This is a genomic window from Lutibacter sp. A64 (assembly GCF_022429565.1).
Classification (GTDB): Bacteria; Bacteroidota; Bacteroidia; order Flavobacteriales; family Flavobacteriaceae; genus Lutibacter.
The window spans coordinates 1,593,413-1,608,455 of record NZ_CP092487.1 but is presented as its reverse complement, the minus strand read 5'-3'; the positions used below and the strand labels follow the sequence as shown (position 1 = coordinate 1,608,455).

Here is a 15,043-nt window from a genome sequence, read left to right as displayed (position 1 = left end):
TTATGAGAAATGATAGAAGAAGTTTTTTAAAAAAAACAACGTTGGCAGCTGCAGGTATTGGATTAACAAGTAGTAGTATTAATGCAATGTCTGCTCTAAGTTATAATAATATTATAGGCTCTAACGATAGAATTAATGTAGCCATACAGGGTTTAGGAAGAAGGTATCCAGCTTTTTTAGAAGGAATTACGGCAAAAAAGAGCAATGTGCGCTTAAAATATTTATGTGATGTAATGCCGGGGCAAATGGATAAAGCAGCTATTAAAGTAGGTGAAATGGTAAATTATAAACCTACTTTAGAAAAAAATATACGTACCATATTAGATGATAAAAATGTTGACGCAATATTTATGGCAACACCAGATCATTGGCACGCTCCTGGTGCAATTATGGCCATGCAGGCAGGAAAACATGTTTATTTAGAAAAACCATGTAGTCATAACCCTCAAGAAAATGAACTTATAGTAGCTGCTCAAAAGAAATTTAATAAAGTAGTTCAAATGGGAAACCAGCAACGTTCATCTCCTCAAAGTATTAAAATTATTAAAGAAATTCATAATGGAATTATTGGAGATGTTTATAAAGCAGTTGCCTTTTATACCAATGGTAGAGGTAAAGTCCCAAATCCTGTTAAAGCAACGCCACCTGCAGGTTTAGATTGGGATTTATTTCAAGGTCCTGCTCCACGTAAAGAGTATATGCATGATACTTGGAATTATAATTGGCATTGGTATGGATGGGATTATGGTACAGCCGAATTAGGAAACAATGCTACTCATGAATTGGATATTGCACGCTGGGCTTTAGATGTTAAATATCCAGATGCTGTAGAAGTTTCTGCAAGTAAAGATCATTTTAAAGATGACGGTTGGGAAATGTATGATCAAATGTTAGCAACGTATAAGTTTAATGATAAGGTAATAGAATGGGATGGTGTTAGTAGAAATGGATACCAAAAATACGGTAGAGGTAGAGGAACTATTATTTATGGTTCTAAAGGTGTTGTTATGGTAGATCGTGGTGGTTATGAATTGTATGATTTAAAAGGTAAGTTAATAGATCAATTAAAATCTAATAGCAGTGAAGGAGGAATTGCTTTAGGTGGTGGAGGTAGTCTGTCAACAAGACATACAGTAAACTTTTTAAAAGCAATAAGAGGTGAAGAACAACTTACTTCGCCAATAGAAACAGGTGCTATTTCACAAATGTTAGTTCATTATGGAAATATAGCTTATAGAATTAATAAAGGTTTTGAAGTTAATCAAAATACGGGTAAAATCTTTGATAGAGATGCAATGAAGCTTTGGTCAAGAACTTATGAACCAGGTTGGGAACCAAAATTATAGATTATGAAAAGACGTTCATTTATAAAAAAAACAGGAATTACAGCATTAGGTATTGCCGGAACTTCTTATATGTATGGAAGTGTTTTACCTAATTTCATAAATGCAAATAGTAAAATTAATGTAGGAGTTATAGGTACTGGAGATCGTGGTTGTGGACTTACTTCAATTCTTAATTCAGTTGATAATATTAATGTAATTGCTTCTTGTGATGTTTTACCTTTTAGGTTAAATAATGGTTTAGCTAAGGCTAATTCAAATTCTAAAGGATATTCAGATTATAGAAAACTTCTAGATAATAAAGATGTAGATGCAGTTATTATTACTACACCATTTAATACGCATTCAAAAATAGCTATAGATGCAATTGATGCAAATAAGCATGTATATTGTGAAAAAACTTTAGCGAAAGGATATAAAGGAATTGAAGCACTTGTACCTGCCGTAAATCAATCAAATAAAATATTTCAAACAGGACATCAATATCATAGTTCAAGATTGTATACCCATATTTTCGATTTAATTAGACAAGGAAAAGTTGGTAAAATAACGGCTTTTGAATGTCAATGGAATAGACAGGGAAATTGGAGAAGGGCAGTGCCAGATCCTAAGTTAGAAAAAGCTATTAATTGGAGAATGTACAAAGAATTTTCAGGTGGTTTAACTGCTGAGTTGAGTTCACATCAAATAGATTTTGTAAATTGGGTTCTAGATGAAACACCGAGTCAAGTTATGGGAGTAGGTGGAGTTGATTATTGGAAGGATGGTAGAGAAACATATGACAATGTACATTTAATGTTTAGTTATCCAAGTGGTGTTAAAGCTAAGTTTACCTGTTTAACAAGTAATGCCGATGGTGGTTATGAAATTAAAGTTTTAGGAGATAAAGGAACTATAATTATAAATATGTTTAAAGCATATTTTATTCCAAAAGGAGGTAAAAATAAAATGTTAGGTGAAGTTGATGGCGTTAGTGGTGCAACTGCCAAATTTGAAGAAGGAAAAGGGTATCCAATACATGTGGAGCATTTAGACCCTAGTAAGCAAGCTCTGTTAGATTTTGGTGATGCTATTGTTAATAATAAACAGCCTAAATCAGATATTATAACAGGAGCAAAAACTGCTATTTGTGTACAAATGGGAATAGATGCAATGTATAATAATGAAATTGTAAAATGGAACTCTAATTTATTGTAAAACCAAATAAGTAATTTTAGATTTTATACTAAAGTGAAAGGGTTCAATTTTTAAAATTGAACCCTTTTTTGTTATAAATTTATTGTTTTACAATTTTTAATAAAATAGTATCTTCTAAGTAAATTTTAGCAAAATACAATCCGGTTGGCTTATTTTCTAAGCTAAGTTGTGCTTTACCATATAAAACAGGATATGATTTAGATAAAATTAACTGAGATTGTGCATTGTAAATTTCAATAGTTACTGCTGTTTCAGTAGTTGGTAAAGTTATTTCAAAAGAACCTTGGGTTGGATTTGGATAAGCAACGATGTCTTCAAATAAGTTAATTTGTTTTGCATAAATACCTTCACAAGAAACTGCAGTTTTTACCGCTACAACGTCTCCATGTTTGGTTGAAATTGTAAATTCTGGAGCATAGGTATTTAAAACTAATTTATCATTTACCAAAACATTAAAAGGTGCTGTTCCTTCTGAAATTTGTATGGTTGTTGTCTTAGAACTTATACTTGTTTTTCCTGAAACTGTAGTTCCTTCTTCAATGGTAACTTCATAACACTGTGAATATGTTTCATCATCAATGTTAATACAAAAATCATAAGTTTCGGGATCTAAATTTTCAACTACAAGAGGTGTGCTATTTGTAAAACTATAATCTTTTCCATCTATAGTAACAGAATAATTATAATCGGCTACAGCAGATATGCTAATTTGCCCGTTATTTTTATCTGGACAGGTTTCTCCGGTAGTTTCAATAGTAAAGTTATTGGCAGCTAAATTAAAAGTAGCACAGCCAGTTTCATTTACTTCTTGTCCTATTGGTGAATTTGGACATAAATCTTCGGTATCAGGAACACCATCGTTATCACTGTCATCCGCAACTGTTCCACCTCTAGGATCTAGTATTTTTTTAGAAGTATATAGTTTATATTCTCCTGGATTTAAAGTTATAGATTGTGTGGTATTTGAAAGTTCAGTTTCTTCACCAGTAAAATATTCATACCAAGTTCCTGTTTTTGTAAAGTTTGTTGAAATTGATTTACTAGTAACATCAAAATTACCAACAATTACAACATCAAAAGAGGTGTGTTTTAATATAATACTTTTTGTTAAACCACCAACATTTAGTGTAAAATCTGTAGTGTTAAATATTTCAGGGTATTTAGTTTTAAAGGCATTTATGGTTGCCCAGGTAGTATATACATGATATCTATTGGCATTATCTTTATATTCCCATTTTATTGGTTTTCTTCCAACTCTATCATTTTCATCAATACTATAATCGTATCCTAATTCTCCAAATTGCCAAATCATTTTTGGTCCTGGAATGGTGAATAAAAACATTCCTGCAAGTTCTTCTCTTGCTAAAGCTGTTGTTAAATTTTTTACAGAATAATCTCCACTAACATTTCCATATTGAAGATTTTTATACATTAAGCGTTCTTCATCATGACTTTCCATATAACCAACTATATTTGGGGTATTCCATCCACGTTTTTTGTATGAAATCCACGAAATATCAGTATCAGAATTATAGCCCATTGTATTTTGGTTATAGCTATGGTTCATATTTCCCCAAAGCATAATGCCATAGTCTGCAAGTTCTTTTTCTTCTGGATTGTCTGATAAATGTTCAAAAATTACATAAGGTTTATTAGCGGGAGCGTGACTCCATACTTTATCCGCATAGTTTTTTAAAATTCTAATTCTATCTGCATCGTAAGTGCTCGCCCAGTTATCTGAACCAGTCCATTGTGTATTTGAAAAACCTTTTGTAAAATCGAATCTAAATCCATCAATTTTATATTCAGTCATCCAGTATTCTAAAACATCGTTAAAAAATGAAGTTGTATAGCTAGATTCATGATTAAAATCGTACCCCCAATGTGCGCTAGTATTATCTACGAAATTATGATCTTGATTGTACCAAGGGTTATCTGCAGCAGGTTTATTATTTGTAGAATCCCAATACATTTGTACTAATGGAGATTGTCCGTACGAGTGGTTAAAAACAACATCGGCTAAAACAGCAATGCCTCTTTTATGGCATTCATCAACCAAAGTTTTAAATGCATTTTTTGTACCGTAAGCTTTGTCTAATGCAAAATATAATGCAGGATTATAACCCCAACTATCTGCACCTTCAAATTCGTTAATTGGCATTAGTTCAATAGCATTTATACCTAATTCTTCTAGGTAATCTAGTTTTGTTAGTACTTCAGTATAAGAATCTGATTCGGTAAAATCACGCACATGCAATTCGTAAATAATTAAATTTTCTTGATCTGGACGTGTAAAATCTTCAACTTGCCAATTGTAAATAGTATCATTTAATTTAAAGGTAGAGACATAACCTTCTGTTAAATTGGTAGGGTATTCTTTTAAATTAGGATAATTCCCATCTTTAATATATTGATCTGTCCAAGGGTCTAATATTTTTTCTGAATAAGGATCGGCAACTTTAATAGTATAATCTATTAAATATTGATATACATATTCTGTATCAGCATCTAAGTTATTTAATGTAATCCAAAAGTATTCACCGTCTTTATATAGTTGATAATCTTCATTAATAGTCCAATTGTTAAAATCACCTATTAATATAACATCATTTTTATTAGGAGCTAAAAGTACAAAGGTAGCAGTACCATCTCCATTATTATTAAAACCATTTTTAACACCCAAAGGCATAGTTTGGTTTTGCGTAGGAGTTTTTACATAAATAGAAATTTCAGTTTCTGAAGTTTCGCTGCCAGAAGTTGCAGTAGCTTTAATAGTGTAAGTTCCTGTATTAGAAAGGGTAAAAGGAGTTGTTATGTTTTTACTGTTTGATACCGTTTTTTGTGAAACTCCATTTACAAAAAGTTCTAAATCTGCATCTAAAGAAGCTTCTGCAGTTATATTTATTGTTGAATTTAAGTTGTAAGCACTTGTGTTTGTAGGTTCGGTAAAAGTGATGTTTAAGTCACCTTGTTCATATAAGGAGATAAAAATATCTTCTCCATTTTTTGTATTTCCATCAGCTGAACGAAATACAAAACATAATTCTGTAATTTTTTCTGAAGTTGGAACATTGTAGAAACCATGTACATCTGGTGTAATTAATAATTCATAGTTGTTTCCACTAATATGCGTTAATTTTGGTTGTGTGGTATTGTCTCCCCAAGATTCAATAACATTTTGCCATTGTTCTCCATCTATTGTTACTCCTGTATGTGCATAGATATCACCGGTATAACCATCTAATCCAGTTCCTGTAGCGTCAAATTTTATACTAATTTCACTAGTACTGGTTGGAAGTGTAGGAATAGTAGTAACTTGCGAATAAGTTACTGTTGAAAGTATTAAAAATAAAAGAAGTAGTGCTTTTTTCATATTTATTAAATGTGAAAAAACTGCATAAAGAGGTTTAATTTTTATGCAGTTTTTTATTGTTTTACATAATTGTATTAATTATTCTGGCCACGCATACATTGCAATAGTTTGAGCCACTGAATCGAATACAATGTTATAAGTACCAGCTGTTACAGGAATATTATCTCCACCAGCTTCTAAAGTACCGTCGTTTCCAGTATCTCCAAAATCAGCACCCCAAGCATCGTTCTGACGAATTTTTATTTCACCATCTCCAAGGGTTATACCATTGATATAATAAAGACCTTCGTTAATTCCAAAATCTGGAATAAATTTAGTATCTGGTCCATCCCATCCATTAGGAGTTGCACTACCTACTAAGCCCCAAACATCAATTTGTTCAAGAGTATATTCTAAGGTGTTTAGGTCGAAAGTTACTAAATAATTACCAGCTGTTATAGGAATGTTATCTCCTCCAACTTCCATTGAACCATCAAGTCCAGAATCTCCATAATTTAATCCCCAGTCGTTATTAAATCTAAATTTAAACTCTCCATCAGCTAAAGTTACAACTGTTTTCCAATTGTCTTGATAAGGATTGTAATTTAATTTAAAGTCTGGACCATCCCAACCATTAGGAGTTGCATCACCAACTAATCCCCAAGTAAATGGTTCTATACGCCAAGATAAATCATTTTCATTAAATGTTACTTTATAGCTTCCGGCAGTAACAGGAATATTATCTCCACCTTCATCTAAAAGACCATCCATACCAGTATCACCGTAATTTAATGTCCAATCATTGTCTTTACGAATCTTAATTTCTCCATCTTTTAGAGTAGCATAAGAAACATAAACACCAGGTGTTGTAGTTTGGTAAAAAGGTATGTCAAGAATAAATTCGTTACCCCAGCTTCCTGGAGTTGCACTTCCTACCAATCCCCAAGCAGATGATAAATCTAATAAAGAAGAGTATGGAGTTACACTAACAGTTACAGGCTCTGAATACATAATTTGAGCATCACTTAAAGTAATTTGAACTTTAAAATCTATAGCAGTAACTTCATTAGGTGTTAATCCTAATGAAAGCATTTTACTATTTAATTCTTGAGCTGTAAATACTTTGCTTAAGTCAGTTCCAGCTGTAACAATTTGAGCTTCAGTAAAATCTCCACCTTCTAGGTCTATTAATAACTTATAAGAAGGTGCTGCGCTATAACCGTAGTTTGGTTGGCTCCAAGAAACGGTTAATATTTCGTCTGCTGCTATTTCTTCAGTTAATACTACCGATGATGTTGATACACTTACAGTTGTATTAGCGTCTTCAGCTAATTCTATAAATTCTCTATCGTCACAAGCTCCTAATATGAATAGAAAGCTTAGTAAAAAGATAGAATTTCTAATTAATTTTTTCATTTTATTCCAATATTAGTAACCTTGATTTTGTTGAAGGTTAGGATTAGTAGATAATACATTAACAGGTAAAGGAAATAGGTTTCTGTGTGAACCTACCGAGATTCCCATAGCTTCATTACCTTTAAAAGGCCATAAATAGCTATCTGTTGTAAAGTAGTTGTAGCGAACTAAGTCAGTACGTCTTTGGCCTTCCCAATATAATTCTCTAGATCTTTCGTCTAATACAAAGTCTAAGTCTATATCGCTAGTATTTACATTACCAGAAGTATTTCCGTATGCTCTAGTTCTCAATTCGTTAATTTTTGAAGTTGCGTAGCTTAAATCGCCTCCACCACCTCTAAGTGTAGCTTCTGCATAGTTTAAATAAATTTCAGCTAAACGAATTAAAGGTAAATCTGTGTCAGTAAAATCTCCTCCAGCATCACTACCTTGATTTCCATTAGAATCAATATTTTTAAATTTAGTTACAGCATATCCATCTTCAAAAGTAGGGATACTTTCAATTTCTAAATTTTGACCATCTGAATGGAACATTGCTCTTCTGTCTCCTTGATAAGGTTCAATAGAGTAGGTGTTTGTATTTAAATCTAAAAGGATATAGTAGGTTCCAGGATTTGTAATAGCAATATTAGTTCCATCAGTTTCTAATGTACCATCAGCATCGGTATCACCGAAATTCACACCCCAATCTTCATTAAATCTAAACTTCATTTCACCAGCATTTAAATCAGCATAAAGTTCATATTTATTAGTGCTTGTTTCATACATCTCCATATCTGGACCATCCCAAGAGTTAGCTGTTGCGTCACCAACTAATCCCCAATCAGATGTTGAGCCTAGAGCATTATTTAAGGCAGTTACATCTGCTTTAAATTTATTTACTAAGGCTTTGGTAGTTCTAAGACCACCCCAGCCTCCATTTACTCCAAATTCTGTTGCATCCATTGTTCCACCAATAGCAGCATGAATTAAAAATGTTGAACCACCATAGGTTTGAGATTGTAAGCCATCAAAATTTGCTGTGAATATAAATTCGTTTTGAGCTCCATTAACATCATTGTCAGCTAAAAATAATTCATCATATGCAGAGCCATTTCCGTTTGCATCGTTTGTATTGATAGAGTAGCTAGAGTTCATTACCTTTTCAGAATAAGTAACACATTCACTGTATTTAGCGTCTCCTGTCCAAACTTCAGCATTTAGATATAGTTTAGATAATAAAGCCCAAGCAGCAACACGATCTACACGACCATATTCATTTGTTCCACTTTCTTTTAAAAGTTCTTGAATTTCTAACAATTCAGATTCTACAAATGCGAAAATTTCAGTTCTATTACTTTGTGTTGGTAACTCTGTAGAAATTTCGGTAGTTAAAGGAACGTTTCCGTAAAGGTCCATTAAATTATAATAAGCAAAAGCTCTTAAAAAACGTGCTTCAGCAATATAATATTGAACTTCATCTTCAGTTAAATCAGATGCTATTTTAATAAAAGAGTTACTAAAAGAAACACCTTGTGCTAATCTACTGTATAATGCTTCAGTAAAATCGTTACTACTAGACCAATACAAACCGTGTAAGTCTGGTAATCCTGGGTCACCCCAACCAACAACTGCGTGGTCTGTTGTAAGTTCGTTTAAGTTAAAAAGCATTCTTGTGTATTGCGAAAATCCTTCGTCAATATCAGCAATATCAGGTTGACCTGCAGGTCCTTCTTGACCTGTTAATGCAAAACTAGCATATACTTTTGCCAATGCTTTTTTTGCTTCATTTGCATCTGCAAATACGTCTTTTTCAGTAAAACTATCTGGATCAATTGGTGCTTGATCTAAATCATCATGACAAGCAGTCATAGAGAAAGTGATAGCTACAATAAAAATGAGTTTATTTAATATGTTTTTCATTTTTTTATTTTTTAAAAATCAATATTAACACCTAACACAAAAGATTGTGGTCTAGGATAAAAATTATTGTCAATTCCACCTGAAATTTCAGGGTCTAAACCTTCATAGTCAGTTACAGTTAATACATTTTGCATTGAACCGTAAATTCTTAATGAAACATCTTCAAATACATTAGGTAAAGCATATCCTAAAGTTATATTGTCTATTTTAAAGAATGAAGATTCTTGAATAAAGTGGTCGCTTAACAAGTTAGTTTCTGTAGTTTCAACAAATCCGTTTGTTAAAGAGCTAGAGTGTAAGTTTGTTAAAATACCGTTTTCAGTAGATCTTCTTAAATAACCAGTTTGTGAAGCCACATTGTTGTAAGAGTAGTTTCCAAAATTAGCTCTTGTAACAATTGACACATCGAAATTTTTATAGTTGAAATTTGAGTTTAATCCCATTATGACATCTGCATAAGGATTTTTATAAATATATCTATCTGCATCATTTATAATATTATCATTATTTCTATCTACATAAACACCTTCAATTGGTTTTCCTTCACTATTATATACTTGTTGGTATACTAAGAAACTGTATGGAGATTCTCCTTCAACATGAGTTTGTATGTTGTTACCAACACCTCCAGAGATTCCACCAACATATTGTTGGTCAGGTAAATTTGTTACAGTGTTTTCGTTTAGAGCAATATTATAACCGATAGACCATTCCATATCATCAGTTTTAACAGGAATTACATTTATTGCAAATTCAATACCTTTATTTTCCATATCACCAATGTTGGCGTCAATTCTATTACCAAAATTTGTAAAAGGATCAATAAAAGTACTTGCAATTAAATCGTTAGTTTCTTTTATGTATGCATTAACAGAACCTGAAATTCTATTATCAAGTAAAGCATAATCTAAACCAACATTTAATGTTTTACCAACTTCCCAACGTAAATCTTCATTTATTGGTTCTGGTCTGTAAGTTTGTGTAAATCCAGTACCAAATTGGTAATTTGCTGTTGATTGACTTCCGGTGTATCTAGTTAAGAATTGGTAAGGGTTTAATCCGTTAACATTACCAACTTGTCCGTAACCAGCACGTAATTTTAATTCATTAAAAATACCATCTTCCATAAAATTTTCTTTATGTAGATTCCAAGCGACCGCTACAGAAGGGAAGTACCCCCAACGGTCATTTGGGTTTAATTTAGATGAAGCATCAGCTCTTAAAGTAGCAGTTACTAAATACTTACCATCATAACCATAGTTAAATCTTCCAAAGTACGATAAAAGTGTATTTTTAGATTTATCAATAAATTCGTAAGTATTTCCATCTTCTTCATCTTCACTATCATAGTTGTAATTATCAAATTCAAAAGATTGGTATGAATGTCCAAGAACAAAATTTAAATTGTGAACTTCATTAATTTCTTTAACATAAGTTACGTAAGCGTCAAATAATTTATTTGTTGCTTCTTGTCTATATGTAGTTCTAGCACCATTATAATTAGGTTCAGAAATAGGCATATATTGAGAAGTTAATGTTCTTCCGTGGCTATTAGATTTATCTAAACCAACATTTACAGTTGCAGTAATGTCTGGGAAAAATTGTAAATTATAATCTACTTTCGCATTCGTAATTAAGCGTCTAACTTCTGCAGAATCTTCTCTTAAATTTAATTGAGCTATAGGGTTTGTTGGAGCCAAGTTCATTTGGTTTCCAGTATTTGCATCTATCCAAGCAAAATATCCATCGTATTGAGAGTTTGCATCATAAATAGATTGTGTTGGGTCAAAAGCAATAGCTCCGCCAATAGCACCTCTATTTGCAAAAATATTTTCGGTGTACATTCCACGACCGTTTAATTCAACAGTTAAATGGTCTTCTAAAAAGCTAGGTTTAAAACTTACAGACCCTGTAGTTCTTTTAAAGTTGTCTGTTTTTAAAATACCATCGTGTTCAGAAAAACCTACAGACGCTCTCATTGGAACGCCTTTTAAGCTACCAAGTGCACTAAGTGTATGATCTGAACCAATTGCATCTTGATAAATTTCGTCTTGCCAATTTGTATTTGCTTCTCCCAATCTTGATACTGCAGCATCTCCCATATCGTTTACTAAAGTTCTAAATTCATCAGCAGATAAAACATCTACTTGATCTATAGATTTATAAACGGTTGTTGAAGAAGTAACATTAAATTTAAATTCGTTGTCTTTTCCTTTTTTGGTAGTAATCATAATTACCCCATTTGCGGCTCTAGAACCATATATTGCAGTAGCTGATGCATCTTTTAATACAACCATGCTTTCAATATCATTTGGGTTAATTAAGTTTAATGGGTTACGAGAACCACCAACACCGCCATCGTTTAATGGAATTCCATCAACTACAATAAGCGGAGAGCTAGTTAAAGATAACGAACCAAGACCTCTAATTACAATGTTTTGTCCTTCACCTGGAGCACCACTACTAGAGGTTACAGATACACCTGCAACTTTACCACTAATAAGTTGTTGTGCAGACACAACAGGACCCTGGTTAAAGTCTTCGGTAGTAACTAAATCTGCAGATCCGGTTAAATCTTCTTTTTTTACACTACCGTAACCAATTACAACTACTTCGTCTAAAGTTTCAGAATTTTCAACCATTGCTACATTAACAACAGTGTTGCTTCCTACAGTTATTTCTTGTGTTTTAAAACCAATATAAGAAAACACTAATACGTCTCCAGATTTAACGTTCTCTAAAGTATAGTTCCCATCAAAATCTGTTGCAGCTCCTTTTACAGTTCCTTTAATAATAATGCCAACACCAGGTAACGGAGAATTACCTTTAGCTTCTGTTACATTTCCTGTAATTGTTTGTTGTGCAAACATTAGTACGGGAAAAAGAAGTATGACACTAAACAAAAAAAATTTAAAATTTTTCATCTAATTTAAATTAATTAATAATTATGTTTTGTTTAATAAATTGTACTAAAAATTGATTAACATTTCACTATACAAATTTACGTACTTAACAATTATTTAACAGCGAAAACGTTTGAAATAGATTAACTATAACGTTTTCGTGTTAATAACTTTACAACTCTAACGTTAGAGTAAATTGTAGAATAGAGACTTTTTAATCTTATTAATAATATTTTGTTAATATTAGAATGATTTTAAGAATATAGTTTGTACTACACTTTTTAAAAATTATATTTGTGTTCTCACATAAGGGCAGATTCCTTTCTATAAAAATACACTTTTAATGAAGCAAAAAATAACTTTAAAAAAAATAGCAAAAGAGTTTGGAGTATCAATTTCTACTGTTTCAAAAGCGTTGAAAAATAGTAACGAAATAAGTGAAGAGCTTCGTGAAAAAATAAAAGCTTATGCAGATTATTATAATTATAAACCAAATAGTTTAGCGCTTCAATTAAGAGCTCAAAAAACATCTGTTATAGGTGTTGTAATTCCAGAAATAGTACATCATTTTTTTTCTACAGTTATAGAAGGTATTCAAGAGCATGCAAATAAACGAGGTTATAATGTAATGGTATGCTTGTCTAATGAATCTTTTGAAAAAGAAGTATCAAATATAAGTGTATTAACTAATGGAAGTGTAGATGGTGTTATAGTTTCTATTGCTCGAGAAACACAAAAAAAAGAAAATTACAATCATTTTGAAATGTTGTTGAAAGATGGTTTTCCATTGGTTTTGTTTGATAGGGTAGTAGATAGTTTAAAATGCGATAAAGTTATAATAGATGATATTGGAGGTGGTTTTAAAGCTGCAAATCATTTATTAGATATAGGTTCTAAAAGAATTGCTTTATTAACTACAGAAGATTATGTTACTGTAGGAGCTTTAAGAAAAGTGGGTTACAGAAAAGCAATGTTGAATGCAGGATTAGATGTAGATGAAAATTACGTTTTTAAAATTAACGATACCGAAAATTTATACGATCAAATTGAAAAAATATTCAATTTAGAAGAAGTACCAGATGCTATTTTAGCTGTAAATGAAATTTATGCTGCAATCGCTATGAAATTAGCAATAGAAAAAGGATATAAAATACCTGAAGATATAGCTGTTTTAGGTTTTACAAGCGGATTAATTTCAAAATTTACCTCACCTTCGTTAACAGCAATTACGCAACATGGCTTTTTAATGGGACAACAAGCAGCTGAACTACTTATAAATAGAATAGAACATATTGGCCCTAAAGAATTTCAAAAAGAAGTAATTTCAACAGGAATTAAAATTCGTAAATCAACTTATGTTGGCGAATAAAATAATTTAACATAGTAATTACGCAAACGTTCAAGTAAAAAAATATAGCTTTTTTAAGCCCAAAATTGGCTTCTATTTGAATTTCTGAAAATTTAATTTATATATTTGTTTTGTAAAAGCAATTTTACAGTACTAAAAATTTTTTTTCACTTCACACAAACAATTAAAGCTTTTTTTAGCTTTGACTAGTATTTTAGTTTTAAATTTATAAACATGGAAAAACGGAAACTAAGTTTCTTAGATATCTGGAACATGAGTTTTGGATTCTTAGGAATTCAAATGGGTTTTGCTTTGCAAAATGCGAATGCCAGTAGAATATTACAAATTTTTGGGGCTGATGTTCACGAACTTTCTTGGTTTTGGGTAGTAGCACCTTTAACTGGATTAATTGTACAGCCAATTATTGGTCATTATAGTGATAAAACTTGGACCAAGTTAGGAAGGCGTAGGCCATACTTTTTAATAGGAGCTTTACTTGCTGCTACGGGATTAATTTTAATGCCTAATGCAGGAATGTTTACTCAATTTATGCCAGCATTATGGGTTGGAGCAGGAATGCTTATGATTATGGATGCTTCGTTTAATGTTGCTATGGAACCTTTTAGAGCTTTGGTAGCTGATATATTACCTTCAGATCAAAGAACACTTGGTTTTAGTGTTCAAACTATATTAATTGGTGTTGGAGCCGTAATAGGTTCTTGGTTGCCATATGTTTTAACGCATTGGTTTGGAGTGTTAAATGAAACCGTTTCAGGCGAAGTTCCATTAAATTTATTATTGTCATTTATTATAGGAGCATCTGTTTTAGTAGTAAGTATTTTAATAACAGTATTTACAACAAAAGAGTATTCTCCTGAAGAAATGGCGCAATTTGAATCAGAAGAAGCGGTTGTTGAAGAAGAGTCTAGTTTGTTAGATATATTTTCAGATTTTAAGAAAATGCCTCTGACAATGAAACAATTGAGCTCTGTTCAATTTTTCTCGTGGTTTGGTTTGTTTGGTTTGTGGGTGTTTTCTACACCAGCAATTGCACATCACATTTATGGTTTAGGATTAGAAGATCACGGAACTGAATATCAAAATGCAGGAGACTGGGTAGGTGTTTTATTTGGGGTTTACAATGCTGTTTCCGCAGTTTATGCTTTCTTTTTACCTGCCATTGCCAGAAAAATTGGTAGAAAATTAACACATGCAATTTCATTAATTTTTGGAGGATTAGGATTAATTTCTATTTATTTTATGCCAAACGAAAACTGGCTAATCCTTTCTATGTTTGGAATTGGAATTGCTTGGGCAAGTATTTTAGCTATGCCATATGCAATTTTAGCAGGTTCAATTCCAGCTAAAAAAATGGGTGTTTATATGGGGATATTTAACTTTTTTATAGTACTTCCTCAAATATTAAATGCTGTAATTGGTGGGCCAATGGTGAAATATTTATACAACGACAATCCAATTTATGCACTTGTTGTTAGTGGTGTTTCATTGTTAATTGCGGCTGCACTAGTTGTAAAAGTAAAAGACGTAGACGATACAGTAATAATTGAAAATAATATTTAAA

The 15,043-nt window shown here is 31.8% G+C and carries 8 protein-coding genes; 4 read left to right on the top strand and 4 right to left on the bottom strand.

Annotated elements, in window-relative coordinates; translation table 11 throughout:
• The first annotated feature begins 2 nt into the window (after nt 1-2).
• Nucleotides 3-1,346 carry a Gfo/Idh/MocA family protein gene (locus tag MKD41_RS06735; RefSeq protein WP_240244675.1) on the top strand — a complete coding sequence of 448 codons (1,344 nt, stop codon included), beginning with the start codon at nt 3-5 and terminating at the stop codon, nt 1,344-1,346.
• A 3-nt stretch (nt 1,347-1,349) separates the two neighbouring features.
• Complete coding sequence (locus tag MKD41_RS06730) at nt 1,350-2,540, top strand: Gfo/Idh/MocA family protein (RefSeq protein ID WP_240244674.1); 1,191 nt, start codon at nt 1,350-1,352, stop codon at nt 2,538-2,540.
• A gap of 79 nt (nt 2,541-2,619) precedes the next feature.
• On the opposite strand, the gene MKD41_RS06725 is transcribed toward MKD41_RS06730, so the two are convergent.
• The 4 genes from MKD41_RS06725 to MKD41_RS06710 form a co-directional block, all read right to left on the bottom strand.
• Nucleotides 2,620-5,913, bottom strand: a complete 3,294-nt coding sequence (locus MKD41_RS06725) for an alpha-amylase family glycosyl hydrolase (protein ID WP_240244673.1) — start codon at nt 5,911-5,913, stop codon at nt 2,620-2,622.
• Between the two features lie 78 nt (nt 5,914-5,991).
• The gene (locus MKD41_RS06720; protein ID WP_240244672.1) at nt 5,992-7,308 is read right to left on the bottom strand and encodes a SusE domain-containing protein; all 1,317 of its coding nucleotides are present in this window, start codon (nt 7,306-7,308) and stop codon (nt 5,992-5,994) included.
• Nucleotides 7,309-7,320: 12 nt separating this feature from the next.
• Nucleotides 7,321-9,210, bottom strand: a complete 1,890-nt coding sequence (locus tag MKD41_RS06715; RefSeq protein ID WP_240244671.1) for a RagB/SusD family nutrient uptake outer membrane protein — start codon at nt 9,208-9,210, stop codon at nt 7,321-7,323.
• A gap of 11 nt (nt 9,211-9,221) precedes the next feature.
• Nucleotides 9,222-12,080, bottom strand: a complete 2,859-nt coding sequence (locus tag MKD41_RS06710; protein WP_240244670.1) for a SusC/RagA family TonB-linked outer membrane protein — start codon at nt 12,078-12,080, stop codon at nt 9,222-9,224.
• A 376-nt stretch (nt 12,081-12,456) separates the two neighbouring features.
• On the opposite strand from MKD41_RS06710, the gene MKD41_RS06705 reads away from it, so the two are divergent.
• Both MKD41_RS06705 and MKD41_RS06700 read left to right on the top strand, forming a co-directional pair.
• On the top strand, nt 12,457-13,482 hold the full coding sequence (locus MKD41_RS06705; protein WP_240244669.1) for a LacI family DNA-binding transcriptional regulator: 1,026 nt from the start codon (nt 12,457-12,459) through the stop codon (nt 13,480-13,482).
• A 213-nt stretch (nt 13,483-13,695) separates the two neighbouring features.
• Complete coding sequence (locus MKD41_RS06700) at nt 13,696-15,042, top strand: MFS transporter (RefSeq protein WP_240244668.1); 1,347 nt, start codon at nt 13,696-13,698, stop codon at nt 15,040-15,042.
• Nucleotide 15,043: the final 1 nt, after the last annotated feature.

Bases quoted from the DNA above. Each gene is read 5' to 3' on its own strand.
- MKD41_RS06735 (WP_240244675.1), top strand. From the start codon at position 3: ATGAGAAATGATAGAAGAAGTTTTTTAAAAAAAACAACGTTGGCAGCT.
- MKD41_RS06730 (WP_240244674.1), top strand. From the start codon at position 1,350: ATGAAAAGACGTTCATTTATAAAAAAAACAGGAATTACAGCATTAGGT.
- MKD41_RS06725 (WP_240244673.1), bottom strand. From the start codon at position 5,913: ATGAAAAAAGCACTACTTCTTTTATTTTTAATACTTTCAACAGTAACT.
- MKD41_RS06720 (WP_240244672.1), bottom strand. From the start codon at position 7,308: ATGAAAAAATTAATTAGAAATTCTATCTTTTTACTAAGCTTTCTATTC.
- MKD41_RS06715 (WP_240244671.1), bottom strand. From the start codon at position 9,210: ATGAAAAACATATTAAATAAACTCATTTTTATTGTAGCTATCACTTTC.
- MKD41_RS06710 (WP_240244670.1), bottom strand. From the start codon at position 12,080: ATGTTTGCACAACAAACAATTACAGGAAATGTAACAGAAGCTAAAGGT.
- MKD41_RS06705 (WP_240244669.1), top strand. From the start codon at position 12,457: ATGAAGCAAAAAATAACTTTAAAAAAAATAGCAAAAGAGTTTGGAGTA.
- MKD41_RS06700 (WP_240244668.1), top strand. From the start codon at position 13,696: ATGGAAAAACGGAAACTAAGTTTCTTAGATATCTGGAACATGAGTTTT.